We start from the raw sequence: 25,183 nt of genomic DNA, 5'->3' as shown, positions 1-25,183 counted from the left end.
GCGTCGGGACGGAGCGACACCGGAAAAAGACTCGCAAGGCGATCTCCTCCACCAGAGACATTTGAACGGGCGCGACGACTGCGCCCGAGGAGAGCGCAATGGACGACCTGAAGTATGGAACGCGCAACAAGCGCGGCGACTGGGCGCCGAACGAGCCCGTTCAATACGCACCCCTGTTCCTTTTTCCCACGCGGCTGATGGCGATCCTGAAGTGGTTGCCGCACTACTTCTTTCCCTGGAACGCGATCTTCGCCGCTTCGGCGGTTGCCTATTGGGCATGGATCATTCCGCCGATCGAGACGATGCAGACGTTCGGCATCGGCTGGGTCGCCTGGCTCTACGCCATGAACGCGATCTGCGTGCTCTTCTTCTACGGCGCCTTCGAGCTTCATCTTTACGTCCTGAAGCGGCAGGAAAACCGCTTCAAGTACAACGGGAAATTCCCGGCTGACCAAAAGAGCAAGGCCTTCTGGTTCGAAAGCCAGAACCTCGACAATATCCTGCGCACGTTCCTCTCGGGCGTGACCATCTGGACCGCGGCCGAGGTCGCGATGCTGTGGGCCTATGCCAATAGCTATGCGCCCTGGCTCGGCCTCGCGGAAAATCCGTGGACGCTTGCGATTATCGCGCTGGTAGTACCGATCATCCACGAGTTCCACTTCTTCTGCATTCATCGGCTCATTCACACGCCGTTCCTCTACAAGTGGGTGCATTCGGTCCACCACAATTCGGTGAACCCGTCGCCCTGGTCGTCGCTGTCGATGCATCCTGTCGAGCACCTGCTCTATTTCGGAACGGCGTTCTACCACCTGATCCTGCCGTCCAACCCGATCCTCATGCTCTACCAGCTCCATTATGCGGGCTTCGGGGCGATCCCTGGCCATGTCGGTTTCGACAAGGTCGAGATCGGCGAGGGCAAGCTGGTCGATAGCCATGCCTATGCGCATTACCTGCACCACAAGTATTTCGAGGTGAACTACGGCGACGCCCTGATCCCGCTCGATAAGTGGTTCGGCACCTGGCACGACGGCTCCCCAGAGGGCGAGGCCCGGATGCAGGAACGCTATCGCAAACGGAAGGAAAAGCTCGCGGGCCGCAAGGCTCGCATCGAAGTCGGGGAGGCCGCCGAATGACCTGGGTTTCCGCCTGCAAGCTCGAAGACATCGAACAGGAGGGCGCCATCCGCTTCGACCACGGCGGCCGCACCTATGCGGTCTACCGCGGGCCCGACGACAGCGTCTACTGCACCGCCGGCCTCTGCACGCACGAGGCGGTCCACTTGGCAGACGGATTGGTCATGGATTTCGAGGTGGAGTGTCCGAAGCATTCCGGCGTCTTCGACTACCGCACCGGCGAGGCCATCAGGCTTCCCGCCTGCGAGAATCTGAAAACCTATCCGGCAGAGGTGATCGACGGAGAAGTTCGCGTGGCGCTCGGCTAGGGCAACGCAACGTTGGCTGGCCCGGTGGGCTCCGGGATGTGACAGGGGTGGCCCGGCGCCCCAAGGGAGGATGACATGAAATCAATCTGTTCGGCGGCCGTTCTGGCCGTCCTGATGGCAGGCGCTGCCTCGGCCGAGACGATCGGCGTTTCGATGCAGAGCTTCGACAACAACTTCCAGACACTGCTGCGTCAGGGGCTCGATGCAAGGGCCTCCGAGGTGAGCGGCGTCAATCTTCAGATCGAGGATGCGCAGACCGACATCTCCAAGCAGCGCAGCCAGGTGGACAACTTCATCGCTTCCGGCGTCGACGCGATCATCATGACCCTGGCGGATACGTCCGCCGCCCCGGGCATCAGCGAGGCGGCGAGCAAGGCGGGCATTCCGCTCGTCTACCTCAACCTCGAGCCGGAAAACATCGATCGGCTGCCTGAGAAGCAGGCCTATGTCGGCTCGAAGGAAACCGACTCGGGACGGCTCGGTGCCGAGGCTGCCTGCGAGCTGTTGAAGAAAAAGGGAAAGTCAGGCGATGCGCAGGCCTACATTCTGATGGGCGATCTGGCTCACCAGGCGTCGCGCGACCGCACGTCGTCGGTCAAGGAAACGCTGGCGGCCGGTGACTGCAAGGACGTGACCATCGCCGACGAGCAGTCCGCCGCCTGGACGCGCACCAACGCGATGGATCTGACCACCAACTGGATCACCGCCGGCCGGCCGATCGACGTGATCTTCGCCAACAATGACGAGATGGCGATCGGCGCGATTCAGGCGCTCAAGGCCGCGGGGACCTCGATGGAAGACGTGATCGTCGTCGGCATCGATGCGACGCAGGATGCCCTTGCCGCGATGGCGGCGGGCGACCTGGACGTGACGGTCTTCCAGAACGCCAAGGGACAGTCGGCGAGTGCCGTCGATGCAGCCGTCGCGCTGGCGCAGGGTAAGAGCGTCGACAAGGAGGTCTGGGTGCCCTTCGAACTGGTCACGCCCGAAAACATGGACCAGTACAGCCAGAAGAACTGATCCTCCTGGCCGGCGCATCTCGCTCTGAAAGTGCGCAATTCCTGAGGGAAAACCGTTACCACGCTTTTCCTGGAATTGCTCGATATGCGCCGGTCATCTTCACATGGAGAGAACCATGGACGGTATCGTCATCATCGGTGCCGGGGAATGCGGCACGCGAGCAGCATTCGCCCTGCGCGAGGCGGGATATTCCGGGTCCGTCACGCTGGTCGGAGCCGAGCCTCATCTGCCCTATGAAAGGCCACCGCTGTCGAAGCCGATGAACGGCGCGGTTGAGATGAAGGTGATCTGCGCGAGGGATGCGCTGGAGACAGCCGGCATCGATTATCTTCACGGCCTGTCGGCCTCGAAACTGGATGCAGACGCCGGAACCGTGAGCTTAAGCGACGGACGTCTGTTGAGGTATGAGAAGCTGCTTCTCGCCACGGGCGCACGGCCGAGACGGCTCACATGCCCCGGCGCTGAGCTCGCGCTCGACTTCCGTACCCATGCCGACGCCGAGGCGGTTTTCTCCAGAATTGATGCCGGTCAGAGAGTTGCGATTATCGGTGGCGGTTTGATCGGGATGGAACTTGCATCGGTCCTGCGCGGAAAAGACGTCTCGGTCAGTGTGATCGAAGCCGCGCCGAAACCTCTGGGCCGCGCCGTCCCTCAGCGCTTTGCCGAACAACTCCATGCCAGACATGCAGAAGAAGGTGTGCGCTTCCACCTGGGCCGCGGCGTCGCGGCAATCAGCGATGACGGAGTCGCTCTGAGCGATGGCAGCATGGTGCCCGCCGATCTTGTTGTCAGCGCCATCGGAGTTTTGCCTGAAACCGCCTTGGCGGAGGCGGCCGGACTGGCCGCGGGCAACGGAATTCTGACAGACGCGTGTCTCCGCACCAGCGCGCCGAACGTTTTCGCGGCGGGCGATTGCGCTGCAGTGGCGCAACCCCGCGGCGGACACATCCGCTATGAAAGCTGGCGGAACGCGAGGGCGCAGGCGGAAACTGCAGCTCGGAACATGGCCGGCGCCGCCGAGACTTTTACCGCCATCCCCTGGTTCTGGTCCGATCAATATGATCTTGGCCTCCAGGTGGCAGGGCTGCCTCAGCCGACCCATCAGAGCGTCGTGCGCCCAATCGCGGGGGGCGAGCTTGAGTTCTATCTGGACGGCGGGCGCCTGGCGGCTGCGGCGGGCCTCGGCATCGGCAATGGCGTCGCGAAGGACATCAAGCTGGCCGAGATGTTGATTGCCGCCGGGACCAACGCCGACCCGGCGGCACTGGCCGACCCCGGCCTGAACCTCAAGACGCTCTTGAAGAGCGCGCGGGCGGCATGATGCAGAAGCTGCTGATCTTTCAATCGCTCTGGGCCATGGAGCGCCGGAATACGGATGGTCACGAACGCAGCCTAGACGAGAACATCGCCATGATCTCGGAGGCGGGGTTCGATGGGATCAGTGCGCACTACACCAACCGCCGGGATGTTTTGCGCCTGAAGGAAGCCCTCCGCGGCACCGGCCTGAAGATCGAAGGCGTCTGCTTCCCCCGCTCAGTCGAGGATCTGCGCCTGCCGCTGGAACTCGCAAGGGAATTTCCGGTCAGCCACATCAACCTGCAACCCGATATCCGCCCACGCCGCATCGAGGATTGCCTGCCGCTTCTCGATGGCTGGATGCGGCTCGCCGAAGAGGCAGGCATCCCCGTGTTCATCGAAACGCATCGCGACCGGATGACCACGGACCTGTTCTTCACGCTGGATCTGCTGGACCACAGGCCCGAATTGCCGCTGCTTGCCGATCTCTCGCATTTCCTGGTCGGCCGCGAATTTGCCTTTCCGGTCGATGAGGAAAATCACGCCATGATCCGGCGCGTCCTCCGGAACGCGCACGCCTTTCACGGCCGTGTCGCCTCGCGCGAACAGGTGCAGATCGAGATCTCCTTTCCGCATCACCGTCCCTGGGTCGACCTCTTCCTCGAGTGGTGGACCTACGGTTTTCGGAACTGGCGGTCCCGCGCGGCCGATGACGCCGAGCTGGTCTTCACCTGCGAGCTCGGTCCCAAGCCCTATGCGACCACGGCAAGGGACGGCAACGACACGACCGACAGATGGGCCGAGGCTCTGCTGCTCCGGCAGATGGCGCGTGACCTATGGACCGCCACTGCCGGGCCGGAGCCCGGCGGCCGTCGTGAATAACAGGCTCCCTCTGTCCGCCTGCCAATTCCACCAACCATGAGGACCATGATGAAGTCACGTGCCGCTGTCGCATTCGCCCCTGGCAAGCCGCTGGAAATCGTCGAGCTCGACGTCGCCCCGCCACAGAAAGGCGAAGTGCTTGTAAAGATCACCCATACGGGGGTTTGCCATACGGATGCATTCACGCTGTCGGGCGCCGATCCGGAGGGCGTCTTTCCTGTTGTGCTCGGTCATGAAGGTGCCGGCACCGTGGTCGAGATTGGCGAGGGGGTAACAAGCGTCGCGCCGGGGGATCACGTCATTCCCCTCTATACGGCCGAATGCAGGGAGTGCCTGTTTTGCACATCCGGCAAGACCAACCTGTGCGTCGCAGTCCGCGCCACGCAGGGCAAGGGGCTGATGCCCGACGGCACGACGCGCTTCTCCTACAAAGGGCAGCCGATCTTTCACTACATGGGGTGCTCGACCTTCAGCGAATATACCGTCGTCGCGGAGGTTTCGCTGGCGAAGATCGACCACGAAGCCAATCATGAACATGTCTGCCTTCTGGGCTGTGGTGTCACCACCGGCATCGGCGCGGTGCACAACACCGCCAGGGTCCAACCGGGTGACACGGTCGCAGTGTTCGGCCTCGGCGCGATCGGGCTTGCCGTGATCCAAGGCGCCCGCCAGGCAAAGGCAGGGCGCATCATCGCCATCGACACCAATCCGTCGAAGTTCGATCTGGCGCGGTCCTTCGGCGCCACCGATTGCATCAATCCGAAAGACGATGACAAACCGATCCAGCAAGTCGTGATCGAGATGACAGGCTGGGGCGTCGACCACTCCTTCGAGTGCATCGGCAACGTCAATGTCATGCGCGCCGCTCTTGAATGTGCCCATCGGGGATGGGGCCAATCGGTCATCATCGGCGTGGCGGGCGCGGGGCAGGAGATATCCACCCGGCCGTTCCAGCTCGTGACGGGACGGACATGGAAGGGCACCGCGTTCGGCGGCGTCAAAGGTCGGAGCCAGTTGCCCGACATGGTCGAAGACGCGATGAAGGGCGAAATCCAGTTGGCTCCCTTCGTTACACACACGATGGGCCTCGAGGACATCAACTCGGCCTTCGACCTGATGCACGACGGAAAATCCATACGGTCTGTAATCCATTACTGATCGGCAGCGTCCTGCAAGAGCCGAGCGAGCTGATCGGCGTGGGGGCGAGAGTTAGATGGCCCTCCCAGAACGGCTCCATTTACCAGTCCGCGGCTGACCTCCACCGGCTGCGGCTGGAAGAAGAGAGGCGGCTCCCGTCCGCCTCTCTTTTGCATTCAGCGACAGGTGGCGTGCGGCATCCGCCCACAGTCCGATCGCGACTTCGCGCCGCATCCCATCCAAAAACAGTCTTGACGCAGCGCCCATATCGGTGACTATTGCGTCCATTCACCAGGGGGGTCCCGGCAAGGGGCTGAGATACTGCTAGAGCGCGCAGTGACCCGTTGAACCTGATCCAGTTCATACTGGCGTAGGGACGGTGCAGACGCTTGATGCCAGGATTCCGTGTTCCCGCGATCCATCGGCGATGCGTCTTTTCATCCTTCCGGCTTCAGAACTGGGTCTCCAACGCGCAAACTTTGGAGCCTCAAGATGAATGTTTTCAAGCCTCTCGCAGCACCCTCGGTCACGCAGGGGCCGCTGCCCGCCTCCCGCAAGATCTACAAGCCGGGCGAGATCCATGCCGATATCCGCGTGCCGATGCGCGAGATCGCGCTGCATCCAACCTCCGGCGAACCGCCCGTCACCGTTTATGATTCCTCCGGTCCCTACACGCTCGATGACGCCGATATCCGCATCGATGAAGGCCTGCCGCGGCTTCGCCGCGATTGGATTCTCGCCCGCGGCGATGTCGAAAACTATGACGGCCGCGCGGTCAAGGCGGAGGACAACGGCTTTGCAACCGGCGAGAGGCTGACGCCCGAATTCCCCGTCCGCCACCAGCCGCTCAAGGCCAAGCCCGGGCAGGCCGTCACCCAGCTCGCCTATGCACGGGCCGGCATCATCACGCCGGAGATGGAGTTCATCGCCATCCGCGAGAACCTCGGCCGCAAGGCCGCGAAGGAAGCGCTCGCCCGCGATGGCGAAAGCTTCGGCGCAGCCGTGCCCGATTTCGTCACGCCGGAATTCGTCCGCCAGGAGGTGGCTAGCGGCCGGGCGATCATCCCGGCCAACATCAACCATCCGGAAACCGAACCGATGATCATCGGCCGGAACTTCCTGGTGAAAATCAATGCAAATATCGGCAATTCCGCCGTCACCTCGTCGATGGCCGAGGAGGTCGAGAAGATGGTCTGGGCGACGCGCTGGGGTGCGGACACGGTCATGGACCTCTCGACCGGCCGCAACATCCACAACATCCGCGAATGGATCATCCGCAATTCGCCGGTGCCGATCGGCACGGTTCCGCTCTACCAGGCGCTGGAGAAGGTGGGCGGCATCGCCGAGGACCTCAGCTGGGAGGTCTTCCGCGACACGCTGATCGAGCAGGCCGAGCAGGGCGTCGACTATTTCACCATCCATGCCGGCGTCAGGCTGCATTACATCCCGCTCACCGTCGACCGCGTCACCGGCATCGTCTCGCGCGGCGGCTCGATCATGGCCAAGTGGTGCCTGCACCACCACCGCGAGAGCTTCCTCTACGAGCACTTCGAGGAGATCTGCGACATCTGCCGCGCCTATGACGTCTCCTTCTCGCTCGGCGACGGCCTGCGCCCGGGCTCGATCGCCGACGCCAACGACGCGGCGCAGTTTGCCGAGCTCGAAACGCTCGGCGAGCTGACGCAGATTGCCTGGGCGAAGGACTGCCAGGTGATGATCGAGGGCCCCGGCCACGTGCCGATGCACAAGATCAAGGAGAACATGGACAAGCAGCTGAAGACCTGCGGCGAGGCGCCGTTCTATACGCTCGGGCCGCTGACGACCGACATCGCGCCCGGCTACGATCACATCACCTCCGGCATCGGCGCGGCGATGATCGGCTGGTTCGGCACCGCCATGCTGTGCTACGTCACGCCGAAGGAGCATCTCGGCCTGCCCGACCGCAACGACGTGAAGGTGGGCGTCATCACCTACAAGATCGCGGCGCACGCGGCCGACCTCGCCAAGGGGCATCCGGCCGCGCGCATCCGCGACGACGCGCTGTCGCGCGCCCGCTTCGAGTTCCGATGGGAGGACCAGTTCAACCTGTCGCTCGATCCAGAGACGGCGCGCAATTTCCACGACGAGACGCTGCCGAAGGAGGCCCACAAGGTGGCGCATTTCTGCTCCATGTGCGGCCCGAAATTCTGCTCGATGCGCATCTCCCACGACATCCGCGCCGAGGCTCAGAAGGAAGGGCTCGAAGCGATGGCGGCGAAATACCGCGACGGCGGCGATCTCTATGTGCCGCTCGAAGGTGCCAGCCAACCCGCTGGAGAGTAGGATGCGCGTATTGATCAGGGGAGCCGGCGTTGCCGGCCTGACGGCCGCCCGTGCGCTCGTCGCGCGCGGCGCGGAGGTCGACGTCTCCGAGCACGCTTCGGGCTTCGCAGGCGCGGCATCCTGGTATGCCGGCGGCATGCTCGCCCCCTGGTGCGAGCGGGAAAGCGCCGAGGAAGCCGTTCTTATCCGCGGCACCGGCGCCGCCGACTGGTGGGAGGCCGCCCTTCCCGCCGGTTCGGTGCATCGCAACGGCACGCTGGTCGTCGCCCCGCCGCGCGACTCGGCCGAACTCAGGCGTTTCGCGTCACGCACCTCCGGCTTCCGCTGGATCGGCGCGGAAGAGATCGAAGCGCTCGAGCCGGCGCTCGCCGGGCGGTTTCGCGAGGCGCTGTTCTTTCCGGAGGAAGCGCATCTCGATCCGCGCCTGGCCCTGTCGACGCTGAGGCAGGGGCTAGAGGCGCAAGGCGTGGTCTTCAGCGGCGTCATGGACGAAGGCCGCTTCGACCTGACCGTCGATTGCACCGGCGCCGCCGGGATCGGCGAGATCAAGGGGCTGCGCGGCGTCCGCGGCGAGATGCTCTATCTCCACACCGGCGAGGTCACTCTCTCCCGTCCGGTGCGCCTGCTCCATCCGCGCATTCCGCTCTACATCGTGCCGCGCGGCGGCGGGCTCTTCATGTGCGGCGCGACGATGATCGAGAGCGACGACGCCGGTCCGATCACCGCGCGCTCCCTGATGGAGCTCTTGAACGCCGCTTATGCGCTGCATCCGTCTTTTGCCGAGGCGCGGCTCGTCGAGACCGGCACGGGGGTGCGCCCCGCCTTTGCCGACAACCTGCCGCGCGTCATCCGGCGGGAAAACACCATCGCCGTCAACGGGCTCTACCGCCACGGCTTCCTCCTGTCGCCGGCCTTGGCCGAGGAGGTCGCGGCGCTCGCCTTCGACGATCGACTCTACGAAAGTCCCCTCCCCAACCCCTCCCCACCAGGGGGAGGGGCTAAGCAGCCGCTGCGATCGTCCGCCACTTTCAGGCTTGCGTCTGACGAAAAGGCGCATGGTGAGGCGAAGTGAGCAAGGCACTGCAAGCCCCTCCCCTTGTGGGGAGGGGTTGGGGAGGGGTTTGCGCCCGCTACAGAGCGATGACGAAAGAGAGGAAATGCCCGATGAAGCTGACCGTCAATGGCGAGGAGCACGAACTCCCAGCCGCCACATTGGCCGACCTGCTCGCGCTCCTCGAATACGAGGGCGACTGGATCGCGACGGCCGTCAACGGCGAATTGGTGCATGGCGCCGATCGCGCAAGCCATCCGCTGAAGGACCGCGACCGCATCGAGGTCCTGTCCCCCATGCAGGGAGGCTGATCATGCCGCAATTCTATGGAACCGAAATCCGCTCGCGACTGCTGCTCGGCACCGCCCGCTACCCCTCGCCCGCAGTGCTTGCCGAGGCCGTCCGGCGGTCCGGCACCGATATCGTCACCGTGTCGCTGCGCCGCGAGACGGCCGGCGGCCGCCAGGGCGGTGCCTTCTTCGAGCTGATCCGCGAGCTCGGCGTGCGCGTCCTGCCGAACACGGCCGGCTGCCATTCCGTCTCCGAGGCGGTGCTGACGGCCAAGATGGCGCGCGAGGTGTTTGCGACCGACTGGATCAAGCTCGAGGTCATCGGCCATCACGACACGCTGCAGCCGGACGTCTTCGGCTTGGTCGAAGCGGCCCGCATCCTGACCGGCGAAGGCTTCGAGGTGTTCCCCTACACGACAGATGACCTGGTCGTTGCGGAACGGCTGCTGGAGGCCGGCTGCAAGGTCTTGATGCCCTGGTGCGCGCCGATCGGCAGCGCGATGGGCCCGCAGAACCCGGTCGCGCTGCGCGCCATGCGCGCCGCGTTTCCCGACGTGCCGCTGATCGTCGATGCCGGCATCGGCCGGCCCTCGCATGCGGCAACGGTGATGGAACTCGGCTATGACGCCGTGCTCCTCAACACCGCGGTCGCCGGCGCCGCAGATCCGGCCGCGATGGCCGAAGCCTTCGCGAACGCGATCGAGGCCGGACATTTGGCCTCTGGCGCCGGCATGCTGGAACCGCGCGACATGGCCGTTCCCTCCACTCCCGTCATCGGAAAGGCGGTTTTCTCGTGAAGCTCGACCCGTTCTATCTCATCGTCGACAGGGCCCAATGGATCGAACGGCTGGTGCCGCTCGGCGTCAAACTGGTGCAGCTTAGGATCAAGGAGCGCAGCGACGAAGACCTTCGCGCCGAGATCCGCAGGGCCAAGGCGGTTTGTGCCGCGCATCGCTGCCAGTTGATCGTCAACGACTATTGGCAGGTGGCGATCGATGAGGCTTGCGACTGCGTCCATCTCGGTCAGGAGGACCTCGCCGCTGCCGATCTCGGCGCGATCCGCGCCGCCGGGCTGCAGCTCGGCGTCAGCACCCACGACGAGGCGGAACTCGAAACGGCGCTAGCCGTCGAGCCCGACTATGTGGCGCTCGGGCCGGTCTACCCGACGATCCTGAAAAAGATGAAATGGGCGCCGCAGGGGCTCGAACGGCTTTCCGCCTGGCGCGAGCGCGTCGGGACGTTGCCGCTCGTCGCGATCGGCGGGCTCAATCGGGAGCGGATCGACGGGGTGTTCGCGCATGGCGCGGACAGTGCCGCCGTGGTTACCGACATCACGCTCAACGCCGACCCGGAAGCCAGAACCAGGGAATGGATCCGGAAAACCGCAGCATGGCGTTAGCGTTTGTCATCTGGTCGCCATGCTGGCGACCAGATCGCTGAACCTCTCGCCCTGGATGCCTACGTGAGACCGTAACAGCCGGCGGGCCTCCTCCCCGTCCCCGGCAAAGATCGCGTCGACGATGCCGCAATGTTCCGAGAAGGACGTTGTAAGACGATTGCGCACCCGCAGCTGCAGCCGGCGATAGGGCCGCAGCCTTCGATGCAGTTGCGTGCATTGCTCCTCGAGGAACTCGCTGCGGCTCGCCGCATAGATCGCCTTATGGAACTCCTCGTTGTCGTAATAGTAGGCGTCGCTGTCGCCGGCCTCGGCCGATTGCTCGCAGCGCTTGTGTGCCATCGTGATCGCCTGACGGGACGCCTGGTCGAGGCGGCGGGCGGCAAGCGACCCGGCGAGCCCCTCGAGTTCGGCCATCACCTCGAACATTTCGTAGATGCGGTGCGGTCCCGGGTCGATGACCACGGCACCCCGGCGTGGCCGAATTTCGATGAGACCGATCGCATTGAGCTGCATCAGCGCCTCGCGGACCGGCGTTCTCGATACGCCGAAGCGGCTCGCCAGGACCATCTCGTCCAGCCGTTCCCCAGGGGCGAACTCATTGGAAAGGATTGCGTTTTCGATCTCGTCCCGGAGCCACCGGCCAACATTCTCGGACATCCGCCCTACCTTCATAATGCAGGAATTCAATTCTTGTATACACAATCGTTGACGTCGCACACGTAATGTGCCAGTTTATATACCATATTGCCAAGCTCGAAAATGAGAACGCGGGCACGCGTCGATAGACTAGACTGTCCAGGCAGCAGGAGGAGAATGGCATGCCCGGAACCTCTTTTTTCAGCGACATGCTGCAGGGCATCACCGAGCGCGGACGCAAGCTCTTGTTTTCCGCTTCGCGCTCCGCGGACTCGATCGTCGAAGCCGATCTCGAGACGCTTTGCGAAATGCTGCTGTCGAGCCGCGGCGAAGCATCCGGTATGGCCATTGCCGCCGAGATCCTCGGGCGCTGGAGCAAGCTCGACAGCGCCGGCGTCGAGCATTTCCTGCAGATGCTCTCTGAAAAATTCGGCGCCGATACGGCAAAGCTCGACAAGGCGGTCGACAGGTACCGCACGGAAAAGAGCCCTGCGGCGATCATCGCACTCCACAAGGCTGCGGAACCACGCCGTCAGGAACTACTGCGCCGATTGAATCATGCGCCGAGCGGTACGGCCAAGCTGGTCCGGATGCGCCAGCAGCTTCTCGCCTCCAATGACCGATCGGACGACGATCGCGCTCTCGATGCCGACTTCACCCACCTGTTCGGCTCCTGGTTCAATCGAGGCTTCCTCACGCTCCGACCCATCGACTGGTCGACGCCGGCGCACATCCTGGAAAAGATCATCAAATACGAGGCCGTCCACGAGATCGCCGGCTGGGAGGAACTACGCCGTCGACTGGCGCCGGCCGACCGGCGCTGCTTTGCCTTCTTCCACCCGCGGCTCGCCGACGAGCCGCTCGTCTTCGTCGAGGTGGCGCTCACCCGATCCGTGCCGAGCGCCATCAAGGACGTGCTCGACGAGGGCCGGGAACAGATCGAGCCGGACCAGGCGACGACCGCCGTCTTTTATTCGATCTCCAATTGCCAGGAGGGCCTACGCGGCATTTCGTTCGGCAATTTCCTCATCAAGCAGGTCGTCGAGGACCTGCGCAGGGACCTGCCCGGCCTCAGGAACTTCGTCACGCTTTCGCCCGTGCCGGGCTTTGCCCGTTGGCTTACCAGGGCGCGCAGTTCGGAAGCCGAGCCGCTGCTGACCGAGGAAGATCGCAAGGTTCTGGGCCTGCTCGACGATCCGGCATGGGTCGACGACGCGAACGCGGCAAACGAGATCGAACACGTGCTGCTGCCGCTCGCGGCCTATTATTTCCTGATCGAGCGCACGCCGGAGGGCCGGCCGGTCGATCCGGTCGCCCGCTTCCATCTCGGCAACGGCGCCCGCCTGGACAGGCTGAACTTCCTCGGCGACCGCTCGGCCAAGGCCATGCAGCAGGCGCACGGGCTGATGGTCAACTACCTCTACAAGCTCGAGGACATCGAGATGAACCACGAGGCGCTGGCGCAGCGCGGCGAGGTTACAGCGTCGCCGGCCGTCAAGAGCCTGCTCGGCCGAAACGGCGACAGCCGCCGCGGCGGCAGGAACGAAATGTCACGACCGTTCGCACAGGTCATGAACGACAGGATTGGAGGAGGGCGCAAGTGAGCAACCATCTTTTCGACGCCATTCGGGCCGCCGCTTCCGGCGATGCGCCGTTCATCCGCATCAATGGCGGCCGGACCTGGACCTATGATGACGCGCTCGATCTTTCGGGCCGCATCGCCAGCGCAATCGATGCGCTCGGCATCCGCCCGGGCGACCGGGTCGCCGTGCAGGTCGAGAAAAGCGCCGAAGCGCTGATCCTCTATCTCGCCTGCCTGCGCAGCGGCGCCGTCTACCTGCCGCTCAACACCGCCTATACGCTCGCCGAACTCGACTATTTCATCGGCGATGCCGAGCCGCGCCTGGTCATCGTTTCCCCGGCCGCCCGGGAGAGCGTCAGGACGATCGCAGGGCCCCACGGCGCGATCGTCGAAACGCTTGACGCAGACGGCACGGGCTCGCTTCTCGATCTCGCCCGCGACGAGCCGGGCGACTTCGTCGACGCGTCGTGCTCGGCCGACGACCTGGCGGCAATCCTCTATACCTCGGGAACGACGGGCCGCTCCAAGGGTGCGATGCTCACCCACGGCAACCTGCTCTCGAATGCCACGACCTTGCGCGACTACTGGCATGTGACCGCCGCCGATCGTCTGATCCACGCCTTGCCACTGTTCCATACGCATGGGCTGTTCGTCGCCACGAATGTCACGCTGCTCGCCGGCGCCTCGATGTTTCTGCTGCCGAAGTTCGATCCGGACGAGATCCTGTCGCTGATCCCTGAGGCGACGCTGCTGATGGGCGTTCCGACCTTCTACGTGCGCCTCCTGCAGAGCCCGCGCCTCGACCGGCAGGCGGTCGCCAACATGCGCCTCTTCATTTCGGGTTCTGCACCGCTGCTCGCCGAAACGCATGCAGAGTTCAGGAAACGCACGGGTCACGCGATCCTCGAGCGCTACGGCATGACCGAGACCAACATGAACACCTCGAACCCCTATGACGGAGAACGGATCGCTGGAACCGTCGGCTTTCCGCTGCCCGGCGTGACGGTGCGCGTCACCGATCCCGCCACCGGCGCCGCCCTGCCGCCCGAGGAAACCGGGATGATCGAGATCAAGGGACCGAACGTCTTCAAGGGCTACTGGCGCATGCCGGAAAAGACCGCCGCGGAATTCACCTCGGACGGGTTCTTCATCAGCGGCGATCTCGGCAAGATCGACCGGGACGGCTATGTTCACATTGTCGGCCGCGGCAAGGACCTGGTGATTTCGGGCGGGTACAACATCTATCCCAAGGAGGTCGAGGGTGAGATCGACCAGCTCGAGGGGGTCGCCGAAAGCGCTGTGATCGGCGTCCCGCATCCCGATTTCGGCGAGGGCGTCACCGCCATCGTCGTGTGCAAGCCCGACGCGGCGCTCGACGAGAGCGCCATCCTTGGCGCGCTCCGGGAGCGGCTTGCACGCTACAAGCAACCGAAACGCATCATCTTCGCTGAAGATTTGCCCCGAAACACCATGGGCAAGGTGCAGAAGAACGTCCTGCGGCAGCAATACGCCGACCTTTACATAAGGACCTGAGCCATCTCGTGCGCCCTCTGGGAGGAAGGCGCACGGTATCTTCAAACCTCAAGAATCGCGAACTGCCGGCCCGTGAGGCGCCGGAGGGAGGGGAATCATGGGCATCGAAATCCTATCCATACTGCTATTGGTCGGCATGTTCGTCATCGCGACGATCCAGCCGATCAACATGGGCGCGCTGGCCTTCGGCTGCACCTTCCTGCTCGGATCGCTGATCATCGGCATGAAGGCCAATGACATCTTCGCCGGCTTCCCGAGCGACCTGTTCCTGACGCTGGTCGCCGTCACCTACCTCTTCGCCATCGCGCAGATCAACGGCACCATCGACTGGCTGGTCGAATGCGCCGTGCGCCTGGTGCGCGGCCATGTCGCCTGGATCCCCTGGGTGATGTTCCTCGTCGCCGCGGTGATCACCGGGTTCGGCGCGCTCGGGCCGGCGGCCGTCGCCATCCTGGCGCCGGTGGCGCTGAGCTTTGCCGTCCAGTACCGCATCCACCCGGCGATGATGGGCCTGATGGTCATCCATGGCGCGCAGGCCGGCGGCTTCTCGCCGATCAGCGTCTATGGCGGCATCACCAACCAGATCGTCGTCAAGGCCGGCCTGCCTTTCGCGCCGACATCGCTGTTCCTCTCCAGCTTCTTCTTCAACCTGGCGATCGCCGTGCTGGTGTTCTTCGTCTTCGGCGGCGCCCGGGTCATGAAGCAGAAAGCGGCAACGGCCGGTCCGCTGCCCGAGCTCCACCCCGAGGGCGTATCCGCATCGATCCGGGGCCATGGCGGCACGCCCGCCAGGCCGATCAGGGAGCACGCCTACGGTACGGCGGCGGACACGCTGCAGACGCTGCGCCTCACCCCGGAAATGATCTCCACCCTGGTCGGCCTGACGGCGCTCGGCGTCGGCGCTCTCGTCTTCAAGTTCAATGTCGGACTGGTGGCGATCACCGTCGCCGTCGTGCTGGCGCTCATCTCGCCGAGGACCCAGAAGGCGGCGATCGACAAGGTGAGCTGGTCGACCGTGCTGCTGATAACCGGCATCATCACCTATGTCGGCGTCATGGAGAAGGCCGGAACGATCGATTACGTCGCCAGCGGCATCTCAAGTCTCGGCATGCCGCTCCTCGTGGCACTGCTCCTGTGCTTCACGGGGGCGATCGTGTCGGCCTTCGCCTCCTCGACGGCGCTGCTCGGCGCCATCATCCCCCTGGCGGTGCCGTTCCTGCTGCAGGGCCATATCAGCGCCATCGGCGTCGTGGCGGCGATCGCCATCTCGACGACGATCGTCGACACCAGCCCGTTTTCGACGAACGGCGCTCTCGTCGTCGCCAACGCACCGGACGACAAGCGCGAGCACGTGCTGCGCCAGTTGCTCATCTACAGCGCACTGATCGCCATCATCGGGCCTGTCGTCGCCTGGCTGGTCTTCGTCGTGCCGGGCCTCGTCTGACGGCAGCGTCAACATCCCCTTCTCCGGAAGGGCGGAGCCCTCCTCCGCCTTCCCACAGTCATTCGGAACAATCGCTGTCGGCGTTGGTTTGCCTTCCCGTGTCCCCAAAATCGATTACGCACCCCAGGAGGAATCCATGCCCGACTTTGACAGTGACGGACGCACTGCCGCCCAGGGAACCAGCACGATGACGGCCTTCTTCGATAGTCGGCGTGACGCGGAAGCGGCGGTAGAAAGGCTGCACAAGGCAGAACTCGGCGGCGCCTCGGTTCAGCTTGTCCTCGGCATCGGCGAAGGGTGCTCTGATTTCGAGCGGGAAGGCATCTGGTCGGCGATCGAGAATTTTTTCTTCCCCGACGAGGACCGAGAGATCTATGCCGAGGGCCTCGCCCGCGGCGGATATCTGGTGACGGTGAGCGGCATCGACGATCAGAGTTACGCAGCCGTCCGCGACATCCTCGACGACGAAGGCACGATCGATCTCGACGAGCGCGCCGACCTGTGGAGGAGCGAGGGCTGGAGCGGCTGGCAGGGAGGCGTGCCGAGCGCGGCAGCGACCGGCCACACGGAAGACACCTTCGACGCTCCCCGTCCGGTAATGGCGACAAGAGACTCTGCCCGAAGCTCCGGGACTGTTCGGACATACAGGACGGATAGCGCTTCGGCACCGGCCAGTGCGCACGACACGCCGCCGCGCGGAATTTACGAACCCCGACCGCGTCCGGCCAATCCCGGTTCCTGGCCCCAGCCCGAAGCCGAGGCTTCCGGCGGTTTCCGCCAGGAACAAGACGGGCAGAGCCAAAGCCAGCAGCTCGGCTCCGGCTGGTCGCAGAGCCAGAAGCGCGGAAGCTGAGGGATTGAAGCGGCGGCACCCCCCTCTGCCCCTGCCGGGCATCTCCCCCGCAAGGGTGGAGATCGGCAGTGGCAATGTCCCGGCCTATCAGTATCCAATGCATGGCCTTGCAGGTGCCCTGATTTCGGCATGCCCAGGCGAGGCAGAGGCGGCGTTTCCAGCGAATCTCCCCCATTGTGGTGGAGATTTGCGGCAGGGCAGAGGGGGTGTCACACCCGTCCTCCCGATTTTCAATTCCGCTCCCTCGGAGTTCAGGTCTTGGCGCTCGAATTCGGGTTGTGCTTGTCTTTCTCGGTGACGGGACCCTTCGAGCCCTTGGATCCACCGCCCCAGTCCTGCGCCTTGCGGGCCTGATCCCCGCCGACATGGCCAGGCTGGTTTTTCCTGGCGGTACCGCTTTCTCCCTTGTTCTTCGGGCGATCCGGTTTCTTTTCCATCTGAGGCTCCATCTGTTGTCTTGGGCGTTTGCCGCTGAGCGAACAAACTCCAACAGTCGGAAGGCTGATCGGTTCCAGCTTGCTGAACCCGCCATGCAAAGAAAAGCCCCGGAACGCGTGCGCTCCGGGGCCATCTGGTCGCCTGACCGGGAGAAAGAAATCAGGCGGCCGCTACTTTTTTCGGGATGCGGGCCCATTCCGGGATCCAGTCGCGATGGGCTACGAGCAGGTCGTCGACGAGCGACCAGATCTGGTCGAGGTCGAGTTCGGCCGCCGTGTGCGGGTCCATCATCGCCGCGTGATAGAGGTGCTCGCGGTTCTCGGTGACAAGCGCCTGGACCGTCAGTTCCTGGACATTGATGTTGGTGCGGATCAGCGCGGTCAGTTGCGGCGGCAGCGCGCCGATATAGGTCGGCTGGATGCCGGAAGCGTCGACAAGACACGGCACTTCCGCGGCGCAGTTTTCCGGCAGCGAGGTGATGCAGCCGTTGTTCCTGAGATTGCCGTAGATCACCGAAGGCTCGCCGGTCCAGACCGAGTTCATGATAGACGAGGCATATTCGTGGCTCTCGGCCACCTCGATCGTCTCGGCCTCCTTGAAGGCCGCCGCCTGGCCCTTCCAGCGCTCGATCTGCTCGATGCAGCGCTTCGGATATTCATCGAGCGGAATGCCGAATTTCTCGATGAGGTCGGGACGGCCGTCCTTGATGAAATAGGGCGTGTACTCGGCGAAGTGCTCCGAGCTTTCGGTGACGAAATAGCCGAGCCGCGTCAGCATCTCGTAGCGCACCTTGTTCGGGCAGCGCGGGTTCCAGTGGCTGGGCTTCGGGAAGCGGCCTTCGCGATAGCCGCGGACCAGATCCGGATAGAGGTCGCGGTAGCTGCCGTCCTTCTGCCGATGCTCGAACTTCAGATAAAAGGCCATGTGGTTGATGCCGGCCGCCCGGTAGCGGATTTCGTCAAGCGGGATGTCAAGATCGCGGGCGAGCTCGAAGGCCGTGCCCTGAACGGAGTGGCAGAGGCCTACCTGCTTGATCGTCGGATATTTCTCGGCGATCGCCCAGGTGTTGATCGCCATCGGGTTCACATATTGCAGGAGGATCGCCTCGGGGCAGACCTGAAGCATATCCTCGCAGATCTTCCAGAGATGCGGCACGGTGCGAAGCCCGCGCATGATGCCGCCGACGCCGAGCGTGTCGGCGATCGTCTGGCGGAGCCCATATTTCTTCGGCACCTCGAAATCGGTGACGGTGCAGGGCTCGTAGCCGCCGATCTGGAAGGCGACGACGACGAAGTCGGCCCCTTCCAGCGCCTTCAGCTGGTTCGAATAGGTCTCGACCTTGGCCTTCACGCCGAGCGTTCGTACCAGCTTGCCGGCGACGATCTCGCTTTCGGCGAGCCGCTCCGGGTTCAGGTCCATCAGCGCGATGGTCGCAGCCGAAAGCGCCGGCCGCTGTAAGACGTCGCCGATGATGTTCTTCATGAAGACGGTCGAGCCGGCGCCGATGAAAGTGATCTTGGGTTGTCTGGTCATGGAAAGCCTCTGTTCTTGGGAGTCACGCGGCCACTTCGAAGGCGGCTCTGACGAGCCGCTCCGTATAGGCAGTCTTGGGATTGGAAAGAATTTCGTTCACCGGCCCCTCTTCGACGATCTTGCCGTGCTGCATCACCACGACGCGGTGGCAGAGCGCGCGCACGACCTTCAGGTCGTGGGAGATGAAGAGGTAGCTAAGCCCCCGCTCGTCCTGCAGCTTGCGCAAAAGCTCGATGATCTGGGCCTGCACCGAGAGATCGAGCGCCGAGGTCGGCTCGTCGAGCAGGATGAATTCCGGCTCGAGCGCGATGGCTCGGGCAATGGCGATGCGCTGGCGCTGGCCGCCGGAAAATTCGTGCGGGAAGCGCGACAGGATGTTGGCCGGCATGCCGGCGCTGAGGAGCGCGTCCTCGACCCGCGCGAGCCTGTCCTTGCGGTTCTCGCCGATGCCGTTGACGATCAGCCCCTCCTCGATGATCTGGCCGATCGACATGCGCGGATTGAGCGAGGCGAACGGATCCTGGAAGACGATCTGGATCTTCGAGCGCAACGGCCGCATGCCCTTGCGATCCTTGCCATGGATCGGCTCGCCGTCGAAAAAGATCTCGCCGGCATCGGTATTGATCAGCCGGATCAGCGCCTGGCCGAAGGTGGTCTTGCCGGAACCGGATTCGCCGACCAGCCCGAGGGTCTCGTGCCGGCGCAGATTGAGGCTCAGGCTGTCGACGGCGACGAGCTCCTTCAGCTCCGGCTTGAAGAAGCCGCCCTTCTTCAGCATGAAGGAGACCCGGACGTTGCGGCCGTCGAGCACGATCGGCGCGTTGTCCGGCAGCGGCTTGGCCGCACCGGTCGGCTCGGAGGCGAGCAGCCGGCGCGTATAGGCGTGCTGCGGGTTGGCAAAGAGCGCCTCGGTGGTGTTGTGCTCCTTCACTTCGCCGAGCTGCATCACATAGACATAATCGGAGAATTGCCTGACCACCGTCAGGTCATGGGTGATCAGGATCACCGCCATGCCGAGCTCCTGCTGCAGCTTGCGGATCAAGTTGAGGATCTGCGCCTGCACGGTGACGTCGAGCGCCGTCGTCGGCTCGTCGGCGATCAGCACGTCCGGGTCGTTGGCAAGCGCCATGGCGATCATCACGCGCTGGCGCTGGCCGCCGGAAAGCTGGTGCGGATACTGGTAGAGCCGTGCTTCCGGATCCGGGATCTGCACATGCTGCAGCAATTCCAGCGCGCGGGCCGCCGCCGCACGGCGGCTCATGCGGCGATGCGCCCGGATCGCCTCGATAATCTGGCTGCCGATCGTATAGACCGGGTTCAGCGAACTCATCGGCTCCTGGAAGATCATCGAGATGCGGTCGCCGCGCAGCGCCCGGCGCTCTCGCTTCGAGAACTTCAGGACGTCGCGTCCGTCATATTCGATGCGCGAATGCGAGGCGATCGTGGCGCGCTTCGAAAGCAGCCCCATGACGGTTCGCGCGGTCACAGACTTGCCCGAGCCGGACTCGCCGACGATCGCGATCGTCTCGCCGCGGTAGAGCTGGAAGGAGACATCCTTCACCGCCTCGACGGTGCCGTTCTCGACCTTGAAGGTGACGGCCACCTTGCGGGCGTCGATGACCGGCCGGTTATCCTTCAAATGGCGGTCGCGCCGTTCTTCGGGTGCCGCGACAATGGTTTCGACTGTTGCCATCGGCGTGCTCCTCAATAGGGGTCGATTGCGTCGCGCAGGCCGTCACCCAGCGCATTGAAGGCGAAGACGGTGACCAGCACGAAGGCGACGGGCGAGAGGATCCAGGGATAGGAGCCGATCGCCGAATAGTTGGCCGTATCCTGCAGCATCAGCCCCCAGGAAATCAGCGGCGGCTTGACCGCAAAGCCGAGGAAGCCGAGGAAGGATTCGAGCAGCACCACCTGGGGGATCGCCAGCGTGACCGCGACGATCACATGGCTCATCACGTTCGGGAAAATGTGCTGGAAGATGATGCGCCGGTCGGTCGCGCCGATGGCGATCGCCGCCCGCACATAGTCGATGCGGGCGAGCGCCAGGGTCTTGCCACGCACCTCGCGCGACATCTGCGCCCAGCCGAGCGCCGACATCACGATGACGACGAAGGCGAGGAAGACATTGGTCGGCGCCGTCACCGGGATCAGCGAGGCGAGCGCCAGGTAGAGCGGCAGTTGCGGGAAGGCCAGCACCAGCTCGACGAAACGCTGCACCCAAGCGTCGAAGCGCCCACCGAAATAGCCGGACACCATGCCGACCGTCGTGCCGACGACCGTGACGATGGAGACCACCGTCAGCGCGATGATCAGCGAGATACGCGAGCCGTAGAGAATGCGTGACAGCACATCGCGGCCGAACTTGTCGGTGCCGAGCAGATGCACCGGCGTCCCATCGACGGCACCGAACAGATGACGCTCGGCCGGGATCAGGCCGAAGAGCCGGTACGGCGCGCCCTTGACGAAGAAGCCGAGGATCTGCGGATTGTCGTAGTCGGGACCGATGATCGGCTGGAAGGTGATCGGGTCAAGCTCCTCCGTGTCGCGCACCGGGTAGCTGCGCGGCGAGAAGACGAAGTTGCCGTCCTTGTCGCGGAAGCTGATCGCCTGCGGCGGCGCGAAGGCGACGCCCGTCGCCTTCGGATCGACGGGCGACAGGAAATCGGCAAAGATCGCCATCAGGACCAGCAGACTGACGAGGATCAGGCCGAGCAGGCCCGTCCAGGAGCGCTTCAGCCGCCGCCAGACGAGGGCGGTGTAGCTTTCGTGATGGTGCTTTTCCTCCGGCTGCATCGCGACTGGAACGGTGCCGTGGGCTTCGATGGTCATGCGTAGGCCCCTCCTCCCATGCGCACCCGCGGATCGAGCGCGGCGAGCAGCATGTCGGCGATGATGTTGCCGACGATCAGCGTTGCCGAGAGAACCAGCATGAAAGTGGCGGTGACATAGACGTCGCCCACCCACATGGAGCCGACGATAGCCGGGCCGACGGTCGGCAGCGCGAAGATGATGGCCGTCTCGATCTCGCCGGTCAGCATGTAGGGAAGCACGACGCCCTGATACATGATGAGCGGGTGCAGCGCGTTCGGAACGGCATGCCGCATCACCACCGCCCCTTCGCTCAGGCCCTTGGCGCGCGCCGTCTCGACATATTGAGCGTTCAGCGTGTCGAGCAGGTTGCCGCGCATGACCCGCATGTTGTAGGCGAGCCCGCCGAAGGTGGCGATCGCGACCACCGGCCAGACATGCTTCACCAGATCGACGAACTTGTCCCACGACCAGGGCGCGCCGCCATAGCGGGCCGAATGGAAGCTGTTGATCTCGCTGACATTGAAATGGAAGACGAGGACATAGACGATGATCAGCGCCATCAGGAAGCGCGGCACCGTCATGCCGAGGAAGGAGACGGTCGAAAGCAGGCTGTCGACCCAGGAATATTGCCTTGTCGCGGCAAGTATGCCGAAGCCGATGCCGATGACCGACGCAAGGATGTGGCAGACCAGAGCCAGCGCCAAGGTGCGCGGCAGGCGCTCGCCGACAACGTCGGCAACCGGCTTGTTGTAATAGAGGCTGTGGCCGAAATCGCCGCGCGTCACGATGCCGGTCACCCAGTTGACGTATTGGAGCGGCAGCGGCTGATCGAGGCCATGCTCCTTGCGATAGGCCTGCGCCTGGGCGTCGGCTTCCTCGAAGGAGGCGCCGCCCTGGTTGATGAGCTGCGAGCGGATGTAGTCGCTATAGTCGCCGGGCGGCGCCTGGATGATGGCGAAGGTCACCACGCTCAGGACGAACAGCACCGGAATGGCAGAGGCGACGCGGACAAGCAGAAACCTGAACATGGCCGTTCCTTCCGTCGGTTTTCCATCGGCGATGCCGGCGCGACCGGCACCGCCACTGGAGTGAAGGGCAATCCCCCGGCCCCGAAGGTGAGGAGCCGGGGGAGACGATCACGTTCAGTTGCTCGGGCCGCTTTCGCCGGGCTTGCCGGGAAGCTGTTCCGCATAGAGCTCGTAGTCGCCCTGCTTGTCGGCCGCGACGAAGACCCGCTCGCGAATGATCGTATCTTCCGCCCAGTTGAACATGAAGATCGGCGCGCCAGGAGGAATGTTCGAGAAGCGCTTGTTGATGATCAGCGCCCCCGGATATTCGGTCAGGCCGACCGTATCGACATTCTCCGTCGAGACCTTCTGGAACTGCTTCATCAGATCGGCGCGCGCCTCGTTGTCGTTGCTCGCGATGAACTTGTTGACGATATCGACGAGTTCCTGCTCGTGCGGCAGGAGATCGACCTTGCCGCTTTCCGGCGCCCGGTGATGCCAGCTCGTGCGCGGACCGGTGGGGGCAAGCTGCGTCGTGTTCTGCACGACGGAGGTCAGCTCCTGGTCGTTGCGGCGGATCAACCAGTCGAACTTGCCCGCATATTGCGTCGCATCACGCTTGGTGCCGTCGACCGAATTCAACACGACCTTGAGACCGAGCTGTTCCATCTGGCCGATCAGGCCTTCCGCAAGATTGCGGTCGGTGCCGTAGTCGGAATTGACGAGCATGACGATCTGAACGTCGGCGCCGCCGGCCGTGCCTTCAGGGAAGTTGACGAAGCCGTTGCCGTCGGTGTCCTTGAGACCGACCTTTTCGAGGAGCGCCTTGGCGCCTTCGAGGTCGAAGGGATAGTAGACGGTCGAGTTCCTGTCATAGAAGCTCGTGCCGGAGGAAAGCCCGCCCGGATAGATCGCCGTGAAGGGTCCCTTCACCAGCGCTTCGCCGAGCTTCTTGCGATCGACCGCCATGGTCACGGCCTTGCGGAAATCCAGATTGCGATTGAGCTCGCGAACCGCCTGGCCACGTTCGTCCGGCTCTCCCCAGCCATTGGCCGAGTAGTTCATGCGCAGATTGTAGCCGATGACGCGCGGGCCGAAGGCGAGCCGTGCCGGGGCCTTCTCATCCGCCGCGCGCTTCAGCGATTCGACGAAGTTCTCCGGCTGCTCGAGGTTGGAGAAATCGCCCGATCCGGCGATCGCCTGAACGTCGCGGTCGGCCCAGGTCGACAGCTTGTAATGGACCTCGTTCAGATAGGGCAGCTGGTTGCCGGCCTCGTCGACCTTCCAGTAATAGGGATTGCGGCGCAGCACGATGATGTCGTCCGGCCGGTAGGCGACCGGAACCCAGGCGCCCATTACCGGAATGTTCATATATTCCGGCGGGAAGCCGTTCTTGTATTGGTCGTAGGTCGTGCCGGCATATTTCGGATGCTTGGTCTTGAGGATATGCGACGGGCCGGGGCAGAAGGTGCCGTAGGCCATGGCATAGAGATGCTGGCGCGGGAAGGCCTCCTTGAAGGTCCACTCGACCGTGTACTGGTCGACCTTCTTGAGCGTCGTCCCCTCGCCGAAGGTTTCGGGCGTCGCGCCGTTCAGCGGCGAAACGTTCGGATCGACGACATTGTCGTCCCAGTAGAACATCACGTCGTCGGCATCGAAGGGGTCGCCGTCCGACCATTTCGCACCCTCGATCAGATGCATGGTCAGCTTATGGCCGTCCTCGGACCACTCCCAGCTTCTGGCGAGGTTCGGCAGCGGCTCGACGTCGCTGGCTTCGACCTGGTAGAGCGGTGCGGTGCGCGTCAGGCATTCCGACATGCCGATGTCGATGCCGCCCCAGCCTTGAGTCTGGCCGGCGCTGTAGTTCCAGCCCTCCGGCCGCCCGCCGATCACATGGCGCATGACGTCGCCATAGACGCCGGCGCCGTCCGGCATGTTGCCGGTCTTGAAGACCATCGGCTCCTTCGGCAGGCGCTCGGCAACCGGCGGCAGCTTGCCGGCCTTGACGAATTTCTCCGTTACCCATTCCGGCTCTTTGTATTCGGACAAGGCCTTGAACTCGATGATCGAATCGCGCGGCACATAGGTGATCTTCCCCTGCGCCGGCACGGGCGGCTGCTCGGGCACCACGGTCGGTTCGGATGCGAAGGCCTGCACGGCGATGGCGGATATGCCGATCAGCAGGCTGGCCGTTGTTGTCAGTCGATGCTTTTTCATTGCCTCAGGTTCTCCCTCCTAAATTTGCCATCCCGGAGCGGGTGGCATTCCTCCTGCCTCAAAAGTACCCGCGTCTCCTCACGCAGGTGTCCTCGGGCCATCGTTTTGATACGCAAGTGACTAAGTCACCAAGCTGCCCCCTCTGGCCTGCCGGCCATCTCCCCCACAAGGGGGGAGAAAGACGGGGCACGCTCTCGCCTCCACCGGAACGTTTGCACCCTGCAGAAGCGAAACGATTGGCGAGACCTGGCCGCCTGACCTCTCCCCCCTTGTGGGGGAGATGGCCGG

At 64.0% G+C, this 25,183-nt stretch carries 21 protein-coding genes, 1 pseudogene and 1 riboswitch; of the genes and pseudogenes, 15 read left to right on the top strand and 7 right to left on the bottom strand.

The features are described 5' to 3' along the window. Positions 1–98 precede the first annotated feature (98 nt). The 11 genes and pseudogenes from AU381_RS22570 to AU381_RS22520 all read left to right on the top strand — a co-directional run bounded on the left by AU381_RS22570 (position 99) and on the right by AU381_RS22520 (position 10,838). Positions 99–1,133 carry a sterol desaturase family protein gene (locus tag AU381_RS22570; protein WP_064243941.1) on the top strand — a complete coding sequence of 345 codons (1,035 nt, stop codon included), beginning with the start codon at positions 99–101 and terminating at the stop codon, positions 1,131–1,133. Continuing rightward, on the top strand, positions 1,130–1,441 hold the full coding sequence (locus AU381_RS22565; protein WP_064243940.1) for a MocE family 2Fe-2S type ferredoxin: 312 nt from the start codon (positions 1,130–1,132) through the stop codon (positions 1,439–1,441). The genes AU381_RS22570 and AU381_RS22565 overlap by 4 nt, the downstream gene beginning before the upstream one ends. Positions 1,442–1,516: 75 nt before the next feature. Next, positions 1,517–2,461 carry a substrate-binding domain-containing protein gene (locus tag AU381_RS22560; RefSeq protein WP_064243939.1) on the top strand — a complete coding sequence of 315 codons (945 nt, stop codon included), beginning with the start codon at positions 1,517–1,519 and terminating at the stop codon, positions 2,459–2,461. 115 nt (positions 2,462–2,576) lie between these two features. Continuing rightward, positions 2,577–3,782 carry an NAD(P)/FAD-dependent oxidoreductase gene (locus AU381_RS22555; protein ID WP_064243938.1) on the top strand — a complete coding sequence of 402 codons (1,206 nt, stop codon included), beginning with the start codon at positions 2,577–2,579 and terminating at the stop codon, positions 3,780–3,782. Next, positions 3,779–4,639, top strand: a complete 861-nt coding sequence (locus AU381_RS22550) for a sugar phosphate isomerase/epimerase family protein (protein WP_064243937.1) — start codon at positions 3,779–3,781, stop codon at positions 4,637–4,639. Before AU381_RS22555 ends, AU381_RS22550 begins: the two co-directional genes overlap by 4 nt. 48 nt (positions 4,640–4,687) lie before the next feature. Further along, entirely contained in the window at positions 4,688–5,797 is a 1,110-nt protein-coding gene (locus AU381_RS22545; RefSeq protein ID WP_064243936.1) for an S-(hydroxymethyl)glutathione dehydrogenase/class III alcohol dehydrogenase, read from the top strand. 262 nt (positions 5,798–6,059) lie between these two features. Continuing rightward, positions 6,060–6,171: riboswitch (TPP riboswitch) on the top strand. A 97-nt stretch (positions 6,172–6,268) separates the two neighbouring features. After that, a complete protein-coding gene (gene thiC / locus AU381_RS22540; protein ID WP_064243935.1) occupies positions 6,269–8,098 on the top strand; it encodes a phosphomethylpyrimidine synthase ThiC in 1,830 nt (609 codons plus the stop codon). Position 8,099: 1 nt separating this feature from the next. Continuing rightward, a pseudogene (locus AU381_RS22535) lies at positions 8,100–9,050 on the top strand (FAD-dependent oxidoreductase); the annotation flags it as partial. Between the two features lie 212 nt (positions 9,051–9,262). Then, complete coding sequence (gene thiS, locus AU381_RS22530) at positions 9,263–9,460, top strand: sulfur carrier protein ThiS (protein ID WP_064243934.1); 198 nt, start codon at positions 9,263–9,265, stop codon at positions 9,458–9,460. A 2-nt stretch (positions 9,461–9,462) separates the two neighbouring features. Next, the gene (locus AU381_RS22525) at positions 9,463–10,236 is read left to right on the top strand and encodes a thiazole synthase (RefSeq protein WP_064243933.1); all 774 of its coding nucleotides are present in this window, start codon (positions 9,463–9,465) and stop codon (positions 10,234–10,236) included. Then, positions 10,233–10,838 carry a thiamine phosphate synthase gene (locus AU381_RS22520; protein WP_064243932.1) on the top strand — a complete coding sequence of 202 codons (606 nt, stop codon included), beginning with the start codon at positions 10,233–10,235 and terminating at the stop codon, positions 10,836–10,838. The genes AU381_RS22525 and AU381_RS22520 overlap by 4 nt, the downstream gene beginning before the upstream one ends. 6 nt (positions 10,839–10,844) lie before the next feature. On the opposite strand, the gene AU381_RS22515 is transcribed toward AU381_RS22520, so the two are convergent. Next, a complete protein-coding gene (locus tag AU381_RS22515; protein WP_064243931.1) occupies positions 10,845–11,495 on the bottom strand; it encodes a GntR family transcriptional regulator in 651 nt (216 codons plus the stop codon). Between the two features lie 161 nt (positions 11,496–11,656). Here AU381_RS22515 and AU381_RS22510 point away from each other — a divergent pair, with 161 nt between their 5' ends. The 4 genes from AU381_RS22510 (at position 11,657) to AU381_RS22495 (ending at position 16,886) form a co-directional block, all read left to right on the top strand. Then, positions 11,657–13,078 carry a malonyl-CoA decarboxylase gene (locus AU381_RS22510; protein ID WP_064243930.1) on the top strand — a complete coding sequence of 474 codons (1,422 nt, stop codon included), beginning with the start codon at positions 11,657–11,659 and terminating at the stop codon, positions 13,076–13,078. After that, positions 13,075–14,589 carry a malonate--CoA ligase gene (locus tag AU381_RS22505; protein ID WP_064243929.1) on the top strand — a complete coding sequence of 505 codons (1,515 nt, stop codon included), beginning with the start codon at positions 13,075–13,077 and terminating at the stop codon, positions 14,587–14,589. The genes AU381_RS22510 and AU381_RS22505 overlap by 4 nt, the downstream gene beginning before the upstream one ends. 97 nt (positions 14,590–14,686) lie before the next feature. Beyond that, complete coding sequence (locus AU381_RS22500; protein WP_064243928.1) at positions 14,687–16,033, top strand: SLC13 family permease; 1,347 nt, start codon at positions 14,687–14,689, stop codon at positions 16,031–16,033. A gap of 136 nt (positions 16,034–16,169) precedes the next feature. Next, entirely contained in the window at positions 16,170–16,886 is a 717-nt protein-coding gene (locus tag AU381_RS22495; RefSeq protein ID WP_064243927.1) for a hypothetical protein, read from the top strand. Between the two features lie 251 nt (positions 16,887–17,137). On the opposite strand, the gene AU381_RS22490 is transcribed toward AU381_RS22495, so the two are convergent. The 6 genes from AU381_RS22490 to AU381_RS22465 all read right to left on the bottom strand — a co-directional run bounded on the left by AU381_RS22490 (position 17,138) and on the right by AU381_RS22465 (position 24,895). Next, entirely contained in the window at positions 17,138–17,323 is a 186-nt protein-coding gene (locus AU381_RS22490) for a hypothetical protein (RefSeq protein ID WP_064243926.1), read from the bottom strand. Between the two features lie 160 nt (positions 17,324–17,483). After that, positions 17,484–18,857, bottom strand: coding sequence for an alpha-glucosidase/alpha-galactosidase (gene melA, locus AU381_RS22485; RefSeq protein WP_064243925.1), 1,374 nt, complete (start codon positions 18,855–18,857; stop codon positions 17,484–17,486). A gap of 22 nt (positions 18,858–18,879) precedes the next feature. Continuing rightward, the gene (locus AU381_RS22480) at positions 18,880–20,550 is read right to left on the bottom strand and encodes an ABC transporter ATP-binding protein (RefSeq protein ID WP_064243924.1); all 1,671 of its coding nucleotides are present in this window, start codon (positions 20,548–20,550) and stop codon (positions 18,880–18,882) included. A gap of 11 nt (positions 20,551–20,561) precedes the next feature. After that, entirely contained in the window at positions 20,562–21,689 is a 1,128-nt protein-coding gene (locus AU381_RS22475) for an ABC transporter permease (RefSeq protein WP_064243923.1), read from the bottom strand. Beyond that, on the bottom strand, positions 21,686–22,699 hold the full coding sequence (locus AU381_RS22470) for an ABC transporter permease (RefSeq protein WP_064243922.1): 1,014 nt from the start codon (positions 22,697–22,699) through the stop codon (positions 21,686–21,688). The genes AU381_RS22475 and AU381_RS22470 overlap by 4 nt, the downstream gene beginning before the upstream one ends. A gap of 114 nt (positions 22,700–22,813) precedes the next feature. Beyond that, positions 22,814–24,895, bottom strand: coding sequence for an ABC transporter substrate-binding protein (locus AU381_RS22465; RefSeq protein WP_064243921.1), 2,082 nt, complete (start codon positions 24,893–24,895; stop codon positions 22,814–22,816). Positions 24,896–25,183: the final 288 nt, after the last annotated feature.

Source organism: Sinorhizobium glycinis (assembly GCF_001651865.1).
GTDB lineage: Bacteria > Pseudomonadota > Alphaproteobacteria > Rhizobiales > Rhizobiaceae > Sinorhizobium > Sinorhizobium glycinis.
The sequence above is the reverse complement of the archived record's forward strand: the minus strand, read 5'-3'. Positions and strand labels throughout refer to the sequence as shown.

Excerpts from the sequence above, each read along its gene's own strand:
- AU381_RS22465 (WP_064243921.1), bottom strand. The coding sequence starts at position 24,895 with ATGAAAAAGCATCGACTGACAACAACGGCCAGCCTGCTGATCGGCATA.
- AU381_RS22565 (WP_064243940.1), top strand. The coding sequence starts at position 1,130 with ATGACCTGGGTTTCCGCCTGCAAGCTCGAAGACATCGAACAGGAGGGC.
- AU381_RS22490 (WP_064243926.1), bottom strand. The coding sequence starts at position 17,323 with ATGGAAAAGAAACCGGATCGCCCGAAGAACAAGGGAGAAAGCGGTACC.
- AU381_RS22510 (WP_064243930.1), top strand. The coding sequence starts at position 11,657 with ATGCCCGGAACCTCTTTTTTCAGCGACATGCTGCAGGGCATCACCGAG.
- AU381_RS22475 (WP_064243923.1), bottom strand. The coding sequence starts at position 21,689 with ATGACCATCGAAGCCCACGGCACCGTTCCAGTCGCGATGCAGCCGGAG.
- AU381_RS22500 (WP_064243928.1), top strand. The coding sequence starts at position 14,687 with ATGGGCATCGAAATCCTATCCATACTGCTATTGGTCGGCATGTTCGTC.
- AU381_RS22495 (WP_064243927.1), top strand. The coding sequence starts at position 16,170 with ATGCCCGACTTTGACAGTGACGGACGCACTGCCGCCCAGGGAACCAGC.
- melA (WP_064243925.1), bottom strand. The coding sequence starts at position 18,857 with ATGACCAGACAACCCAAGATCACTTTCATCGGCGCCGGCTCGACCGTC.
- AU381_RS22480 (WP_064243924.1), bottom strand. The coding sequence starts at position 20,550 with ATGGCAACAGTCGAAACCATTGTCGCGGCACCCGAAGAACGGCGCGAC.
- thiC (WP_064243935.1), top strand. The coding sequence starts at position 6,269 with ATGAATGTTTTCAAGCCTCTCGCAGCACCCTCGGTCACGCAGGGGCCG.
- AU381_RS22560 (WP_064243939.1), top strand. The coding sequence starts at position 1,517 with ATGAAATCAATCTGTTCGGCGGCCGTTCTGGCCGTCCTGATGGCAGGC.
- AU381_RS22515 (WP_064243931.1), bottom strand. The coding sequence starts at position 11,495 with ATGTCCGAGAATGTTGGCCGGTGGCTCCGGGACGAGATCGAAAACGCA.
- AU381_RS22550 (WP_064243937.1), top strand. The coding sequence starts at position 3,779 with ATGATGCAGAAGCTGCTGATCTTTCAATCGCTCTGGGCCATGGAGCGC.
- AU381_RS22545 (WP_064243936.1), top strand. The coding sequence starts at position 4,688 with ATGAAGTCACGTGCCGCTGTCGCATTCGCCCCTGGCAAGCCGCTGGAA.
- AU381_RS22570 (WP_064243941.1), top strand. The coding sequence starts at position 99 with ATGGACGACCTGAAGTATGGAACGCGCAACAAGCGCGGCGACTGGGCG.
- AU381_RS22470 (WP_064243922.1), bottom strand. The coding sequence starts at position 22,699 with ATGTTCAGGTTTCTGCTTGTCCGCGTCGCCTCTGCCATTCCGGTGCTG.
- AU381_RS22555 (WP_064243938.1), top strand. The coding sequence starts at position 2,577 with ATGGACGGTATCGTCATCATCGGTGCCGGGGAATGCGGCACGCGAGCA.
- AU381_RS22525 (WP_064243933.1), top strand. The coding sequence starts at position 9,463 with ATGCCGCAATTCTATGGAACCGAAATCCGCTCGCGACTGCTGCTCGGC.
- thiS (WP_064243934.1), top strand. The coding sequence starts at position 9,263 with ATGAAGCTGACCGTCAATGGCGAGGAGCACGAACTCCCAGCCGCCACA.